The following is a 15,329-nucleotide window of genomic DNA, read 5'->3' on the forward strand; positions in this document are numbered from 1 at the left end:
CGTCCTTCTCCCGAGATGCCGAACATGCACCCGACCGAACCCGTACAACGCAGCAGCGCGCTGCCGCCGCCCGGCGATCCGCGCCCGTCGCGGGGCGACACGTCGCCTGCCGCACCTTCTCCCGAGCAGCCGCGCAAGCGCCGCGCGATGCGCCCGGCGCTGACCACCGGCGGCTGGATCGGCCTGTCGATGGCCGGCCTGATGCTGTTCGTCGCGGTGTTCGCGCCGCTCCTCGCGCCGCACGAAGTCGGCACGATCGTGACGCCCGACGTGTTCGCGCCGTTCAGCGCGAAGCTGCCGTTCGGCTCGGACTTCCTCGGCCGCGACATGCTGAGCCGGATCCTGTACGGCACGCGGCTGACCGTGCTGCTGGCGCTCGCGGCGGTGCTGCTCGCCGCGCTGACCGGCACGACGCTCGGGCTGCTCGCGACGGTGTCGGGCCGCGTGGTCGACGAAACCATGAGCCGCGTGCTCGATGCGCTCACGTCGATCCCGTCGAAGATGTTCGCGCTGATGATCGTCGCGGCGTTCGGCTCGTCGCTGCCGCTGCTGATCGTGACGGCCGCGATCAGCTACATGCCGGGCTCGTACCGGATCGCGCGCGCGCTGGCGGTCAACATCAGCACGCTCGAATTCGTGCAGGTCGCACGAGCGCGCGGCGAGAGCGCGCTGTACATCGCGTGCGTCGAGATGCTGCCGAACATGATTCACCCGATGCTCGCCGACACGGGGCTGCGCTTCACGTTCGTCGTGCTGCTGCTGAGCGGCCTGAGCTTCCTCGGGCTCGGCGTGCAGCCGCCGTACGCGGACCTCGGCTCGCTCGTGCGCGAGAACATCGCCAGCCTCGGCGACGGCTCGGCCGTCGCGATCATGCCCGCGGTCGCGATCGCGATCCTGACGGTGGGCGTCAACCTGTTGATCGACGGCTTGCCGCATCGCGGCCGCCGCAAGGGTGCGGCGGGCGCCGCGGGAGCACACTGATGCGACACGAATCGAACCCGCTCGTCGAGGTGCGCGGGCTGCGCGTGGTCGGCGGCCGGCCGGGCGGTGCGGAAACGACGATCGTCGACGGCGTCGACTTCGACGTCCGGCGCGGCGAGGTGCTCGCGCTGATCGGCGAATCCGGCTCGGGCAAGACGACCATCGCGCTGTCGCTGATGGGCCATGCGCGCGCCGGCTGCCGGATCGCCGGCGGCTCGGTCAAGCTCGACGGGGCGGACGTCTGCGCGCTGTCCGCGCAGGCGCTGACCGCGCTGCGCGGCCGCCGGGTCGCGTACATCGCGCAGAGCGCGGCCGCCGCGTTCAACCCGTCGCGCACGATCCTCGACCAGGTGATCGAGAGCGCGCTGATCCACCGGACGCTGACGAAGCGCGACGCGCAGGCGAAGGCGGTCGAGCTGTTCCGCGCGCTTGCGCTGCCGGAGCCGGAGACGATCGGCAAGCGTTATCCGCACCAGGTGTCGGGCGGCCAGCTGCAGCGTCTGATGGCGGCGATGGCGCTGATCACCGATCCGGAGCTGGTGATTCTCGACGAGCCGACGACGGCGCTCGACGTGACCACGCAGATCGACGTGCTGCAGGCGTTCAAGAGCGTGATCCGGCGCTACGGCATGAGCGCGGTGTACGTGTCGCACGATCTGGCCGTCGTCGCGCAGATGGCCGACCGGATCATCGTGCTGAGCGACGGCGTGATCCGCGAGTCGGGCGACACCGAACAGATCCTGCATGCGCCCGTGCATCCGTACACGCAGAGCCTGATCGCGGCGGTCGCGCCGAGCGATGCCGAACCGGCGGAGAAATCCGCGCCCGCCGCGCCGGCGCCGCTGCTCGACGTGCGCGGCGCGATCGCCGGCTACGGCGGCCGCACCGCGAAAGGCTGGCCGGCCAAGGTGATCCTGCACGAAGTGGACCTGCGCATCGGGCGCGGCCAGACGGTCGGCGTGATCGGCGAATCGGGCTCGGGCAAGACCACGCTCGCGAAGGTGATCGCGGGCCTGGTGCCGGCCACCGGCGGGCAGATCCTGCTCGACGGCGAGCCGCTCGCGCTCGATACGGCCAAGCGCACGAAGGAGCAGCACCGCCGCGTGCAGATCGTGTTCCAGAACGCGGATACCGCGCTCAATCCGGTGCATACCGTCGAGCGCACGCTCGCGCGACCGCTCGCGTTCTATCACGGGATCAAGGGCGCGCGCGCACGGCGGCGCGTCGCGGAACTGCTCGAGCTCGTGCGGCTGCCGCAGGCCGTCGCCGGGCGGCGCACGGGCGAATTGTCCGGCGGGCAGAAGCAGCGCGTGAACCTCGCGCGCGCGCTCGCGGCGGAGCCCGACCTGATCCTGTGCGACGAAGTGACGTCGGCGCTCGATACCGTGGTCGGCGCCGCGATCATGGACCTGTTGCGCGAACTGCAGGCGAAGCTCGGCGTGTCGTACGTGTTCATCACGCACGACATCGCCAAGGTGCGCGCGATCAGCGACGACATCGTCGTGCTGTACGCGGGCCGCCGCGTCGAGACGGGCAGCCGCGACGCGCTGTGCGCGCCGCCTTATCACCCGTATTCGCACCTGCTCGTGTCGTCGGCGCCGGAATTGCGCGCGGGCTGGCTCGACGATGCGGCCGAGCGTTGCCACCGGCCACTGGTGCCGATCGGTGCGAGCGCGGACGACGCCGGGTTGTGCCCGTTCCTGTCGCGCTGCCCGATGCGGGTGGACGGCGTATGCAATCAAACGGCACCCGTGCTGCGCACCCTCGACAACGGTGCGCTGGTGCTGTGCCACCGCAGCGAGGACGACCTGACGCGCTTCCAGGCGGAGCCGGCGGCGGTCGTCGCGCCGGTGCAACCGGTGCGCCTGTAGTGGGCCGCACCATTGGTTCACCGCGCTCGCGCAGGCCTGCGATCGGTTTTCCGCACAGGCTGCTGCGGCAGTCGCGTAAAACGGTGGATTGTGCGTGCGCCGTGCGCGAATATGCCGCAACTGCGCTTCTTGACGGTGATTAAACCGATCGACACCGGCGCGACCGGCACGCCGATCGAGTCGTTCGCGATCGCGCGCTTCGTCGCGCCGGTAACGGCCGCGCAGGCGGCCGCATGAGGATGGCGAACATGGTCGCTCTGTTCCACGATTCGGTCGAAAGTGCGGCGCTCCGCGCTGCTGGCGTCGGGCGGCCCGTATCGCCGGCCATCGGCGACGTGCTGCGCACGATCGATGCGTCGTTCGCGCAGCCGCTGAATCTCGATACGCTCGCGGCGGTGGCCGGGTTGAGCGTGTCGCGTTTCACCGCGCGTTTTCGCAGCGAAATCGGGCTGTCGCCGCATCGGTATCTGTGTCTGGTGCGTGTTCGGCGTGCGCAGGACTTGCTGCGCGGCGGCGTGGCGCCGTCGGTCGTGGCGACCGAAGTCGGTTTCTTCGACCAGAGCCATCTGTGCCGGCATTTCCGGCGGGTGCTCGGGATTACGCCGCGCGATTACGTGAGCGCGCGGTCGGGTGGGGCGCAGGGGCGAACGTCGTCGCTGCGCACGCACGATGAACGCCGCGGCGCGTCCTGCCAGGCCGCGTAGGCGAAAGCGGAGCGGGCGCGCGGCTGCGACCGGCCCTGGCTGCTCGGTGAAGCCGCCTGCCGGCCCGTGGCTTGCGCATTAAACCGTATTTAACGATCGATTTTCTGGAAGTTAATCAGTCGGGAAGGTCCGAGACGCATAATTGCAGGCACGAACCGTCAGCCGCGCGATTGAATTATTTCGCAATGAATACGCTTTATCAAACAGATCAATACTCCTGACGGTTTCCGGAAACGAAGTCGCGAGAACGACGATTTCCGGTACCGCCCGAGGACATTTCAACAAGATCGTCGCGCAATGCGCAGGAGCAGAAATGACCGTAGCATTCGTGTTGCACCGTGCCGACGGCACGCCTTTGTCAACCGTCTTCCGCAGGGAGTCATTCGGCGAGAACGACCCTTTCGGGCGACATCGGGAGATCGCATGGGAAGGCCCCGACTCGATGGCCGCGGGCCGTATCGGCTTCGTGGGCGAGCTCGACGTGCCGAGCTTTCCGCACATTGAAACCATCGTCGTCGTGGAAGGAGAGCTTACGCTCGAAGTGCCCGGAGCGGCGCCGTTGGTGCTCGGCCCGCAAGCCGGGGCGGTCATCGGCAGCGGCACAACGGTCCGCGTCAGTGCAGCATCGCCGGTGCTTTTCATGTTCTGCGCGGCGGCTTGCAGGAATCCGACGAAACGCGGCCTCTTTGCGCTGCGCGCCGATGCCGACTTCAAGCCGTCCGCATCGCTGCCGGCCGACGTGCTGCTCGGTCCTGCTCCGCAATGCCGCAGTGACAACGTCTTCACCGACGACGGCGCAGGTTACTGCGCGGGTACGTGGGATTCGACGCCGTACCATCGGATCGTTCGCCCGCATCGCGTGAACGAGTTCATGCAGTTGCTGGCCGGCAGCGTACGGTTCGCCGCGCCTGATGGCAGCGTGCTGTCGGTCGGCGCCGGCGATGCGCTTTTCGTCCCACAGGGCGCATCGATCGGATGGGAAAGCAGCGATCGCGTGGCGAAGTTCTACGTCGTGCAAGACGTCCGGTCTTCAACCGGGCAACATTGATCATGTCGCCTCCACTGCAGCACATACAAACTTCGCCCACGCTGCCGGCCGCGGCTGACGTCGTCGTGATCGGAGGCGGGATCATCGGCGTCTTTACCGCCTACTACCTGGCCCTGCGCGGGGTTTCGGTCGCGCTGGTCGAGAAGGGCAGGATCGGCGCCGAGCAGTCGAGCCGCAACTGGGGCTGGTGCCGGCAGCAAAACCGCGACGCGCGCGAGTTGCCGATGGCAAGCAAGAGCCTCGATCTCTGGGAACGATTTGCCGCCGAATCCGGCGAAGACACGGGTTTTTATCGTTGCGGGCTGTTGTATCTGAGCAATGACGAAGCCGAGTTGTCGCGTTGGTCCCATTGGGGCGAGTTCGCAAAGACCGCGGGCGTGACGACGTACATGCTCGACAGCCGGCAAGCGAGCCAGCGCGGGCAGTCAACCGGTCGGCCCTGGAAGGGCGGCGTCTTCTCGCCGAGCGACGGCACCGCCGACCCGGCGAAGGCCGCGCCGGCCGTGGCCGCTGCACTGATGAAGCTCGGCGGCAGCGTCAACCAGCACTGCGCGGCCCGCGGCATCGAACTCGAGGGCGGGCGGGTTTCCGGCGTCGTGACGGAAGCCGGGGTGATCAAGACCAGAACGGCCGTGCTCGCCGGTGGCGCGTGGGCGTCGTCGTTCTGCCGCCAGCTCGGCATCCGTTTTCCCCAGGCCTCGATTCGCCAGTCGATCCTGAGCGTGTCGCCTGTCGAACAGCGCTTGCCGGATGCGCTGTACACCTCCGGCGTGTCCGTTACGCGTCGGAGCGACGGACGCTACGCACTGGCCATCAGCGGCCGCGCGCGCGTGGATGTGACGCCGCAGTTCCTGCGATTCGCGCCGCAGTTCGTGCCGATGTTCGCGAAGCGCTGGCGCAGCCTTCTTCCGGGAGGCCTCGAAGGCATGCGCGGCGGTCACGAATCGCTGAAGCGGTGGCGACTCGATGCGCCGACACCGATGGAGGCGGTGCGCATTCTCGATCCGAAGCCCGATATGCCGACGGTCAACGAAACGTATCGTCGTGCCGTCGAACTGCTGCCCGAACTTCGTGAAGCGACGATCACTCACGCCTGGGCCGGGTTCGTCGACAGCACGCCGGACGGCGTCCCGGGTATCGGCGAAGTGCCGGGCGTGCCGGGCTTGATCCTGGCGGCAGGCTTTTCCGGGCACGGCTTCGGCATCGGCCCGGGCGCGGGTCACTTGATCGCGGATCTCGCCACCGGTGTGCGGCCGATCGTCGACCCGCTACCGTATCGGCCCGGCCGATTCGGCGAATCCGCGTGGGGCAAGGTCGCTGACTTTTAGTTTGCGGCCGTCACGCGGAAGGCGGTGGCGGCGTTTGAATGATGCGCTTCGGTTCGGATCGTGCGCGACCAACCGGATCGGTGCGGCGAATGCCCGCCGGCTTTCCAGCCTGGTGCGCCAGCTTTGGAGTGTGTGATGCGTTTCAGTTCCTACTGGCTCGATACGTCCGAGCCATTCGTGAGCAGCTCGCCGGATCTGCCTGACGGAAGTTGCGACGTGGTCGTGGTGGGCGGCGGAATCACGGGTTCGGCGGCTGCACTGGCGCTGTCGAAAAAAGGCGCACGCGTCGTTGTCTGTGAAGCCGGCACCGTGGGGCAGGCGGCGTCGGGACGCAACGGCGGCATGTGCAACAACGGCTTCGCGCAGGATTACGCTGCACTGTCGCAGCGCATCGGCACGGAACTGGCCAACCGCTTGTATCGTGCGTTCGACGCGGGTGTCGACACGGTCGAGCGGCTGGTCAGGGAGGAGTCGATCGACTGCGATTTCGTGCGCTGCGGAAAGCTCAAGCTCGCGGCGAAGCCGGAGCACTACGACAAGCTCGTGCGAAGTCAGGCGCTGCTCGCCGCGAGCGTGGATCCGGACACGCGCGTGGTGACGAAGGCGGAACTGCGCGACGAGATCGGCTCGAACCGTTATCACGGCGGGTTGATCTTCGAGAAGAGTGCCGGGATGCACGTCGGCCGCTATGCGCGCGGCCTTGCGAACGCCGCGCAAGCGCGCGGTGCGCACATCCTGGAGCGCGCGCCGGTACTCGGGTTAAAGAGGGAGGCGGGTGGCGCATACGCGTTGCGAACGCCGCTCGGCGAGATCCGTACGCGCCAGGTTCTTCTGGCGAGCGGCATTTCTCAGGTGGGGCCGTTCGGCTGGATCCGACGCAGGATCGTGCCGGTCGGCGCTTTCATCATCGTCACCGAGCCTTTGCCGCGCGAACTTCTGGACCGGCTGCTGCCGACTCGCCGGATGGTCACCGACACGAAGAACTTCGTGAACTTCTTTCGCGTCACGCCCGACAACCGGATGCTGTTTGGCGGGCGTGCGCGTTTTGCGACGTCCAACCCCCGTTCAGACGAAAAGAGCGGGCTGATCCTGCGACAGCAGATGGCCGCCGTGTTTCCCGAACTGGCCAGCGTGCGCATCGACCATTGCTGGGGCGGCATGGTCGACATGACGGCCAACCGCCTGCCGCGCGCGGGCCAGCGACGAGGCGTTTATTACTCGATGGGCTATAGCGGCCACGGCACGCACATGGCCACGCTGATGGGCACGCTGATGGCAGAGATCATGGACGGGCGAGCCGATCTCAACCCGTGGAACAGTTTCGACTGGCCCGCTATTCCCGGCCACTTCGGCAAAGCATGGTTTTTGCCGTTCGTGGGCGCGTGGTACCGACTCAAGGACACCCTGCAATGAATTCACCTGTTCGTCACCTGATGCAAGCCGGAAGGCTGAATCGATTCTTCATCGACGGAGACTGGGTCATGCCCGACGGCGGCGATCGGTTCGCGGTCGTCTGCCCTTCCACTGAAGACACGCTGTGCGAAATTCCACTTGGGAACGCACGCGACGCCGACCGCGCAGTGCAGGCCGCGCGCGACGCTTTCGAACGCTGGGCCGCGACGTCGCCGCAGCAGCGCGCCGCGCTGCTCGACCGCGTTCATGCGCTGATACTCGAGCGTGCCGAACTGTTCGCCACGGCGCTCACGATGGAAATGGGCGCGCCCATCAGCTATGCGCGCGGTGCCCATGTGCCGCTTGCGGCCGAACATATCCGGGTCGCGCGCGACAATCTGGCCAGCTACCCGTTCCGGACCCGGCGGGGGACGACCGCGGTCGTGCGCGAGCCGATCGGCGTGTGCGCGCTGATCACGCCGTGGAACTGGCCGATCTATCAAATCACGGCGAAGGTCGGCCCGGCTCTCGCAGCGGGCTGTACCGTGGTCCTGAAACCTAGCGAGCTGTCGCCGCTCAGCGCGTTGCTGTTTGCGGAAGTGATCGCCGATGCGGGCGTGCCCGCGGGCGTATTCAATCTGGTGAGCGGCAGTGGAACGGAAGTGGGCGCGGCGCTCGCATCGCACCCGGAGGTCGACATGGTTTCGATCACGGGGTCGACGCGTGCGGGCGTACTGGTTGCGCAAGCGGCGGCTCCGACCGTCAAGCGCGTTGCGCAGGAACTCGGAGGCAAGTCGCCGAACATCGTGTTGCCCGATGCGGACCTGTCGCGCGCCGTCGCGCCGGGCGTTGCCGCCGCGTTCCGGAACATGGGGCAGTCGTGCAGCGCGCCGACCCGTATGATCGTACCGCGCAGCCTTCTGGATAGCGTCGAAGCGTTGGTCGTCGCAGCAACGGAACGGATGGTCGTCGGCGATCCGTTCGCCGAAGCGACGACGCATGGCCCGCTGGCCAATCGCGCGCAGTTCGATCGTGTCGGGCAGATGATCGACGCGGGCATCGACGAACGGGCGAAGCTCATCGCCGGTGGGCCCGGACGGCCCGCGGGTTTCGATCGAGGCCTTTATGCGCGGCCGACCGTCTTTTCCGATGTCCGCACCGACATGACGATCGCGCAGCAGGAGATCTTTGGTCCGGTCCTCGCGATCCTTCCTTACGACACCGTCGAAGAAGCCATCGCTATCGCGAACGATACGGTTTACGGGCTTGGCGCACATGTGCAGGGCACCGACAAGGAACGCGTGCGCGAGGTGGCTGCGCGCATCCGGTCGGGTCAGGTGCATCTGAACTACCCGGCATGGGACCCGCAGGCTCCGTTTGGCGGGTACAAGCAGTCGGGGAACGGTCGCGAGTACGGGATCGAAGGGATGGAAGAGTACATGGAGATCAAGTCGATCCTGGGTTTCCATGATTGAAGCAGCTGCTGCGCGCGATGCGGCGGCAGTACACATTTGAATCCGTTTGCTTGGTAAAGGTGCCGAGATTGGAAATCCCCGTCATCCCCGAGGCGTCGCTGAAAACGCATCACGCGCACTGGGCGGCATTGCGCCGCGATCTGCATGCGCATCCCGAGTTGCGATTCGAAGAGCACAGGACGGCCGACGTCGTCGCCCGTGAGCTTGAAGACCTTGGCTACGCGGTTTCACGTGGGATCGGAGGCACGGGAGTCGTCGCGAGCCTGCCCGGTGCGAATCCGGGCCGCGGCATCGTGCTCCGCGCCGATCTGGATGCGTTGCCGATCCAGGAAGCCAATGACTTTGCGCACGCGTCGTGCGCCCACGGGGTCATGCACGCGTGCGGGCATGACGGGCATACCGTCATGTTGCTCGGGGCCGCGCGAATCCTGAAGGAACTACGGCAGTTGCCGGGCACGGTTCATTTCGTGTTCCAGCCCGGAGAAGAGGGGGGCGCGGGCGCGCGGAAGATGATCGACGACGGGCTGTTCGAGCGATGTCCGACGGAGGCGGTATTCGGCATGCACAACTGGCCCGGTTTGCCTGCCGGGCATTTCGGGTTGCGTACCGGCCCGATCATGGCCGCGGGCTCCCGGTTCAGGATTACGGTAACGGGCAAGGGCGCGCATGCGGCGCAGCCGCATCTGGGCGTCGACCCCGTCCCCCTCGCGTGTTCGATGGTGCTGCAGTGTCAGACCATCGCTGCGCGGCACAAGGATCCCGTGGATCCCGCCGTCATTTCCGTCTGCATGTTCCATGCGGGAACGACGGACAATGTCATTCCGGACAGCGCCGAGTTGCGCGGGACGATTCGCACGCTATCGTCGGCATTGCAGCAGAAGCTGCAGCGCGACGTCCAGCTCATGTGCGAGGGGCTGGCCCGTGCGTATGGCGCGCAAGTCGAGGTCGCGTTCTTTCAGTACTACCCCGCGACGGTCAACACGCCGGCCGAGACGGCGCTCTGCGAAACGGTCATTCGCGAGACGTTCGGCGACGCACGCCTTTACCGCGACGTGCCGCCGAACATGACGTCCGAAGACTTCGGCTTCATGCTGGAGGAGCGGCCCGGCGCTTATGTGCTGATCGGCAATGCGCCGGCCGGACCGGCCGCGCCGGCTCTGCATCACCCGAAATACGATTTCAACGACGACATCATTCCGGCCGGCGTCCGGTATTGGGTCGCCTTGGCGCAGCACTACTTCGGGACCGTTTGACGCGGCGGTTCGATCCATCGTGACCCGGATCGATTCGTCGAGCGCACCCGGTTGCGGAACGGCGCCATTTGGAAGGCGTTTTATGCGCCGACGATCCTGACCGGCGTGACGACCCAGTCGCCTGCCGTGCGCGATGAAATCTTCGGGCCGGTATCGACGGTGCGGACGTTCGACGACGAGGACGAAGCGCTCGCGCTCGCCGCGCACGACAAGTACGGGCTCGCGGCAGGCGTGCATACGGCCGACCTCGGCCGCTATGCGTACGAGGCGAACCTGCGCTTCAAGAGTGGGGGCGTGACGAATGACGCCGGCGCGTTCCATGACCGGATCGGACGGCATTCGGCCGGTGCGCGCGGGCTGCCGCATGGTGTGCTGCCGCGGCCGCGCAAAACAGCGGATGATGCGTGCGCCGTGCGCGAATACGCGGCAACTGCGCTTTTTGTCGATGCTTAAATGGTATTCACCGGGCGGCCATCGCCCGGTCGCGAACCTGCGGCGACAGGCGGGCCGGCGCTCCGCATGCGCGTCATGCGCGGCGCCCGATTGCTCACGAAGGATCCGATGAAATTCGAATCGTACTGGCTGGATACCCGCCCCGACTTTCGCGCCGGCAGCGAAGGGCCCGTCGAAGGGCGTGCCGACGTGGTCGTGATCGGCGGCGGTTTTACCGGGTTGTCGGCGGCGCTGGCGCTCGCGCAGCGCGGCGTGTCGGTCGTGGTGCTCGAAGCCGCACAGGTTGCGGCCGAGGCATCCGGCCGCAACGGCGGCCAATGCAATACCGGCGTCGCGCAGGACTACGCGTCGCTCGCCGAACGACTCGGCGCCGAGCAGGCGAAGCAGTTCTATCGCGCGTACGAGAGCGCGGTGCGAACCGTCGAAACGATCGTCGCCGAACACGCGATCGACTGCGATTTCCGGCGCGCCGGCAAGCTGAAGCTTGCCGCGAAGCCGCAGCATTTCGCGGGGCTCGCGAAGACCTTCGACGCATTGCGGCGCGACGTCGATCCGGACATCGAACTGATCGAGCCGTCGCGGATTCGCGACGAGATCGGTTCCGACGGTTTCCACGGCGGCCTGCTGCAGCGCAACGGCGCGCAGATGCACATGGGCAAGTTCGGCGTCGGGCTCGCGCAAGCCGCGGCGCAGGCCGGCGCGCGCATCTACGAGCATGCGGCCGTCACGCAGCTCGAGCGGCTCGATGGCGAGCGCCACACGATCACCAGCACGCGCGGCACGATCGTGGCCGATCGCGTGCTGGTCGCGACCGGCGCATCGCAGCAGGGGCCGTTCGCGTGGTTCCGGCGGCGCATCGCGCCGGTCGGCAGTTTCATCGTCGTCACCGAGCCGCTTCCCGACGAGCAGCTGAACCGGCTGCTGCCGCACCGCCGCGCGTACGTGACGTCGCGCCATATCGGCAACTACTTCCGCGTGACGCCCGACAACCGGCTGCTGTTCGGCGGCCGCGCGCGCTTCGCGATGTCGAGCCCGCGCTCCGACGCGAAAAGCGGCGACATCCTGCGCGCCGGGATGGCCGAGTATTTCCCCGCGCTCGCGAACGTGCGGCTCGACTATTGCTGGGGCGGGCTCGTCGACATCACTGCCGACCGCCTGCCGCGCGCCGGCCAGCACGACGGCGTCTATTACTCGATGGGCTACAGCGGCCACGGCGTGCAGATGTCGGTGCACATGGGCCGCGTGATGGCCGACGTGATGTACGGCGCGGCCGCGTCGAATCCGTGGCGTGAGCTCGACTGGCCGGCGATGCCGGGCCATTTCGGGCATGCGTGGTTCCTGCCGTTCGTCGGCGCGTACTACCGGCTGCAGGACATCCTGCACTGAACGATGCAATCGATGAAAAGACGCCCGACGGGCCGGCCGGTGGGCGGCGCGCTCGCGCGACAGGAGGGTTGGATATGACAGGGCGATTCGTTCGTCTCGCCGAAACCGGGCGCCGTCCGGTCACGTTCCGCGTCGACGGCCGCACGGTGAACGGGCTCGAAGGCGATACGCTGCTCGTCGCGATGCTGACGCAGGCCGGCCACGTGCGGCAGTCCGAGTTCGGCCCCGAGGCGCGGGCCGGTTTCTGCCTGATGGGCGCGTGTCAGGACTGCTGGGTCTGGACCGCCGACGGCGAGCGCCTGCGCGCGTGCACGACCGTCGTGCAGCCGGGCCTGGACATCGTCACCCGCCAACCGGAGGCGCAATGGTCGAGCCTCGCGTAATCGTCGTCGGCGCCGGGCCGGCCGGCGTGCGCTGCGCGCAGACGCTGGTGGAAGCCGGCGTGCGGCCGCTCGTGATCGACGAAGGCCGGCGCGACGGCGGCCAGATCTACCGGCGTCAGCCCGACACGTTCTCGCGCCTGTACGACAAGCTGTACGGCACCGAGGCCGCGCGCGCGAAAGACCTGCACGACACGTTCGAACGCCTGCGTGCTTCGCTGGACTACGCGCCCGACACGCTGGCCTGGAACGTGTCCGGCGGCGCGCTGTACACCGCGCACGACGGCGTGTCGGTGCGCCGCCCGTACGACGCGCTGGTGCTGTGCCCGGGCGCGACCGACCGGCTGATGCCCGTCAAGGGCTGGCAGTACGCGGGCACGTACAGCCTCGGCGCATCGCAGATCGCGCTGAAGGCGCAGGCATGCGCGATCGGCGCGAACGTCGTGTTCATGGGCTCGGGCCCGCTGCTGTATCTCGTCGCGCACCAGTACGTGCAGGCCGGCGCGAAGGTCGCGGCCGTGCTCGACACGTCGCCCGCGGCGAACCGGCTGCGCGCGCTGCCGAAACTGCTCGCGCGGCCCGACGTGCTCGCGAAGGGCATCGCGCTCACGCGTGCGCTGAAGCGTGCCGGCGTGCGCATCGAGCACGGGATCGAGCCGCTCGAGATTCACGGCGATCCCGCGCAGGGCGTATCGGCCGTCCGCTTTCGCACCGCCGCCGGCACCGCGCTCATCGATTGCGACGCGGTCGCGCTCGGCTACCACCTGCGCGCCGAGACGCAGCTCGCGGATCTGGCCGGCTGCGCGTTCCGCTTCGACGGCGACACGCGGCAATGGCTGCCGCAACTCGACGACATGGGGCGCAGTTCGGTCGCGGGCGTCTATCTGGCCGGCGACGGTGCGCGCGTGCTCGGCGCGGACGGCGCGGAAGCGGCGGGCCGCCTCGCGGCGCTCGCGCTGCTGACGGATCTCGGGCGGCCGGTCGACGCGCGCGCGGTCGCCGCGCTGCAGCGCGAACGCATGAAGATGGACCGTTTCCGCGCGGGGCTTGCGCAGGCGTTTCCGTGGCCCGCACAACAGGCCGCGACGCTGTCCGACGACACGATCCTGTGCCGCTGCGAGGGCGTGAGCGTCGGCGAGCTGCGCCGTGTGATCCGCGACGAGGGCGCGTGCGACGCGAATCGCGCGAAGGCGTTCAGCCGCGTCGGGATGGGGCGCTGCCAGGGCCGCTACTGCGGCCACGCGGGGGCCGAGGTGATCGCCGCCGCGGCCGGCGTGCCGCTCGAGGCGGTCGGTCGCCTGCGCGGGCAGGCGCCCGTGAAGCCGCTGCCGGTCGCGCTGCGTGCGGCGGCGGGCGAGCCTCCCGCGCCGCGTGACGAAGCCGTGACGATGAAGGGGGACGAGTGATGCGGGCCGATGCGGATGTCGTGATCGTGGGCGGCGGCTTCATGGGCGCCGCGGCCGCGTTTTTCCTGCGCCGGCGCGGCCGCTCGGTGATCCTGCTCGAACGCGGGCTGATCGGGCAGCAGGCAAGCGGCGTCAATTTCGGCAACGTGCGGCGCCAGGGCCGCTACCTGCCGCAACTGCCGCTCGCGAACCGTTCCCGCGAGATCTGGAGCCGAATGCCCGGGCTGATCGGGCACAGTGCCGAATTCCTGCAGGTCGGGCACGTTCGCGTGTGCTACCGGCAGGAGCAGGACGACATGTTCGAGGCCTATGCGCGCGATGCCGCGCAATACGGGCTGAAGCTCGACCTGTATCGCGGCGCGGCGATGCGCGCGAAGTTTCCGTTTCTCGGCCCCGAGGTGCTGAGCGCGTCCCATTCGGCGCTGGACGGCCATGCGAACCCGCGCCTCGCCGCGCCGGCGTTCGGCCGCGCGGCGGCGCGCGCGGGTGCGCGGATCGAGGAGAACACCGCGATCGCGACCGTCGAGAAGGACGGCGACACGTTCCGCGCGACGAGCGCCGACGGCCGCGTGTTCTGCGCGCCGAACCTGCTCGTGACGGCCGGCGCGTGGGGCAACCAGCTCAGCACGCAGTTCGGCGAGCCGGTGCCGATCGCGATCAACGGGCCGCAGATGTGCGTGACGGAGCCCGTGCCGTATTCGATCCTGCCGGCCGTCGGCGTATCGTCGCCGCATATCGAGGAAGTCGTGTATTTCCGGCAGGTCGAGCGCGGCAACATCGTGATCGGCGGCTGCGCGCGCGCACCGGCCTATCTCGACGAACGGCGCGCGAAGGTGCTGCCCGAGAGCACGCTGCTGCAGTTCACGCAGCTTGCGCGCGTCGCACCGGCGCTGACGCGGCTGAACATCATTCGCGTGTGGAGCGGCGTCGAAGGCTACATGCCGGACGACCGGCCGATCATGGGGCGCAGCGCGAAGGTCGACGGGCTGTATTACGCGTTCGGCTTCTGCGGGCACGGCTTCCAGCTCGGCCCGGGCGTCGGCGACACGATGGCGGAGCTGATCGATACGGGCGCGACGAGCACGCCGATCGAGCCGTTCGCGATCGGGCGCTTCGCGATGCCGGCCGACGCGACGCACGCGACGACCTGATGGAGCCTCGCATGGGAGACGTTTTTCATCACGCGATCGATCATGACGCGATTCGCCCGTTCGGCGTTGCGCAGCCCGTATCGCACGCCGTCGGCGGCGCGCTGCGCATCATCGAGACGTCGTACGCGCAGCCGTTGAGCATCGAGGCGCTCGCGGCGGTGGCCGGGCTGAGCGTGTCGCGTTTTGCCGCGCGCTTTCGCAGCGAGCTGGGCGTGTCGCCGCATCGCTATCTGTGCCTCGTGCGGGTGCGGCGCGCGCAGGACCTGCTGCGCGCGGGGCTGCCGCCGTCGGTCGTCGCGACCGAGGTCGGGTTCTTCGACCAGAGCCATCTGTGCCGCCATTTCAGAAGGGTGCTCGGGCGCACGCCGCGCGATTACGTCGACCGGCCGAACGCGGCGCGGCCGAGCGGCGCACCGGCGTCGGGGCGGCGCGCAGCACCGGCGCGCGAGCAGGGCGCGGGCAGCACGGCGGCTTCGGCCTGACGTATCGCGGGTATCGGGG

General features: G+C 68.4%; 13 protein-coding genes and 1 pseudogene. All 14 read left to right on the plus strand.

Annotated elements, in window-relative coordinates:
- Window positions 1–24 precede the first annotated feature (24 nt).
- Window positions 25–981, plus strand: a complete 957-nt coding sequence (locus MRS60_RS31565; protein ID WP_131949023.1) for an ABC transporter permease — start codon at window positions 25–27, stop codon at window positions 979–981.
- Window positions 981–2,852 (plus strand): ABC transporter ATP-binding protein, encoded by a 1,872-nt coding sequence (locus tag MRS60_RS31570; protein ID WP_243567306.1) that lies wholly within the window; start codon window positions 981–983, stop codon window positions 2,850–2,852. The genes MRS60_RS31565 and MRS60_RS31570 overlap by 1 nt, the downstream gene beginning before the upstream one ends.
- Before the next feature lie 248 nt (window positions 2,853–3,100).
- Window positions 3,101–3,556, plus strand: coding sequence for a helix-turn-helix domain-containing protein (locus MRS60_RS31575; protein ID WP_243567308.1), 456 nt, complete (start codon window positions 3,101–3,103; stop codon window positions 3,554–3,556).
- 313 nt (window positions 3,557–3,869) lie between these two features.
- Window positions 3,870–4,604: a cupin domain-containing protein gene (locus tag MRS60_RS31580; protein ID WP_034182390.1), complete on the plus strand. Its 735-nt coding sequence runs from the start codon at window positions 3,870–3,872 to the stop codon at window positions 4,602–4,604.
- Between the two features lie 2 nt (window positions 4,605–4,606).
- Entirely contained in the window at window positions 4,607–5,932 is a 1,326-nt protein-coding gene (locus tag MRS60_RS31585) for an NAD(P)/FAD-dependent oxidoreductase (RefSeq protein ID WP_243567309.1), read from the plus strand.
- Window positions 5,933–6,067: 135 nt separating this feature from the next.
- Window positions 6,068–7,345, plus strand: coding sequence for an NAD(P)/FAD-dependent oxidoreductase (locus MRS60_RS31590; RefSeq protein ID WP_243567310.1), 1,278 nt, complete (start codon window positions 6,068–6,070; stop codon window positions 7,343–7,345).
- Window positions 7,342–8,799, plus strand: coding sequence for an aldehyde dehydrogenase family protein (locus MRS60_RS31595; protein ID WP_034182387.1), 1,458 nt, complete (start codon window positions 7,342–7,344; stop codon window positions 8,797–8,799). The genes MRS60_RS31590 and MRS60_RS31595 overlap by 4 nt, the downstream gene beginning before the upstream one ends.
- A gap of 68 nt (window positions 8,800–8,867) precedes the next feature.
- On the plus strand, window positions 8,868–10,052 hold the full coding sequence (locus tag MRS60_RS31600) for a M20 aminoacylase family protein (protein ID WP_034182386.1): 1,185 nt from the start codon (window positions 8,868–8,870) through the stop codon (window positions 10,050–10,052).
- Between the two features lie 75 nt (window positions 10,053–10,127).
- Window positions 10,128–10,505, plus strand: a pseudogene (locus MRS60_RS31605) (aldehyde dehydrogenase family protein); the annotation flags it as partial.
- A 108-nt stretch (window positions 10,506–10,613) separates the two neighbouring features.
- Window positions 10,614–11,891, plus strand: coding sequence for an NAD(P)/FAD-dependent oxidoreductase (locus MRS60_RS31610; RefSeq protein WP_243567311.1), 1,278 nt, complete (start codon window positions 10,614–10,616; stop codon window positions 11,889–11,891).
- Between the two features lie 74 nt (window positions 11,892–11,965).
- Window positions 11,966–12,274 carry a (2Fe-2S)-binding protein gene (locus MRS60_RS31615; protein WP_105392548.1) on the plus strand — a complete coding sequence of 103 codons (309 nt, stop codon included), beginning with the start codon at window positions 11,966–11,968 and terminating at the stop codon, window positions 12,272–12,274.
- A complete protein-coding gene (locus MRS60_RS31620; RefSeq protein ID WP_243567312.1) occupies window positions 12,256–13,677 on the plus strand; it encodes an NAD(P)/FAD-dependent oxidoreductase in 1,422 nt (473 codons plus the stop codon). The genes MRS60_RS31615 and MRS60_RS31620 overlap by 19 nt, the downstream gene beginning before the upstream one ends.
- A complete protein-coding gene (locus MRS60_RS31625) occupies window positions 13,677–14,828 on the plus strand; it encodes an NAD(P)/FAD-dependent oxidoreductase (RefSeq protein ID WP_243567313.1) in 1,152 nt (383 codons plus the stop codon). The genes MRS60_RS31620 and MRS60_RS31625 overlap by 1 nt, the downstream gene beginning before the upstream one ends.
- 11 nt (window positions 14,829–14,839) lie before the next feature.
- The gene (locus tag MRS60_RS31630; protein ID WP_175749181.1) at window positions 14,840–15,310 is read left to right on the plus strand and encodes a helix-turn-helix domain-containing protein; all 471 of its coding nucleotides are present in this window, start codon (window positions 14,840–14,842) and stop codon (window positions 15,308–15,310) included.
- Window positions 15,311–15,329: the final 19 nt, after the last annotated feature.

It is taken from the genome of Burkholderia pyrrocinia, from assembly GCF_022809715.1.
GTDB classification, from domain to species: Bacteria; Pseudomonadota; Gammaproteobacteria; order Burkholderiales; family Burkholderiaceae; genus Burkholderia; species Burkholderia pyrrocinia_C.

Bases quoted from the DNA above. Each gene is read 5' to 3' on its own strand.
- MRS60_RS31565 (WP_131949023.1), top strand. From the start codon at position 25: ATGCACCCGACCGAACCCGTACAACGCAGCAGCGCGCTGCCGCCGCCC.
- MRS60_RS31570 (WP_243567306.1), top strand. From the start codon at position 981: ATGCGACACGAATCGAACCCGCTCGTCGAGGTGCGCGGGCTGCGCGTG.
- MRS60_RS31575 (WP_243567308.1), top strand. From the start codon at position 3,101: ATGGTCGCTCTGTTCCACGATTCGGTCGAAAGTGCGGCGCTCCGCGCT.
- MRS60_RS31580 (WP_034182390.1), top strand. From the start codon at position 3,870: ATGACCGTAGCATTCGTGTTGCACCGTGCCGACGGCACGCCTTTGTCA.
- MRS60_RS31585 (WP_243567309.1), top strand. From the start codon at position 4,607: ATGTCGCCTCCACTGCAGCACATACAAACTTCGCCCACGCTGCCGGCC.
- MRS60_RS31590 (WP_243567310.1), top strand. From the start codon at position 6,068: ATGCGTTTCAGTTCCTACTGGCTCGATACGTCCGAGCCATTCGTGAGC.
- MRS60_RS31595 (WP_034182387.1), top strand. From the start codon at position 7,342: ATGAATTCACCTGTTCGTCACCTGATGCAAGCCGGAAGGCTGAATCGA.
- MRS60_RS31610 (WP_243567311.1), top strand. From the start codon at position 10,614: ATGAAATTCGAATCGTACTGGCTGGATACCCGCCCCGACTTTCGCGCC.
- MRS60_RS31615 (WP_105392548.1), top strand. From the start codon at position 11,966: ATGACAGGGCGATTCGTTCGTCTCGCCGAAACCGGGCGCCGTCCGGTC.
- MRS60_RS31620 (WP_243567312.1), top strand. From the start codon at position 12,256: ATGGTCGAGCCTCGCGTAATCGTCGTCGGCGCCGGGCCGGCCGGCGTG.
- MRS60_RS31625 (WP_243567313.1), top strand. From the start codon at position 13,677: ATGCGGGCCGATGCGGATGTCGTGATCGTGGGCGGCGGCTTCATGGGC.
- MRS60_RS31630 (WP_175749181.1), top strand. From the start codon at position 14,840: ATGGGAGACGTTTTTCATCACGCGATCGATCATGACGCGATTCGCCCG.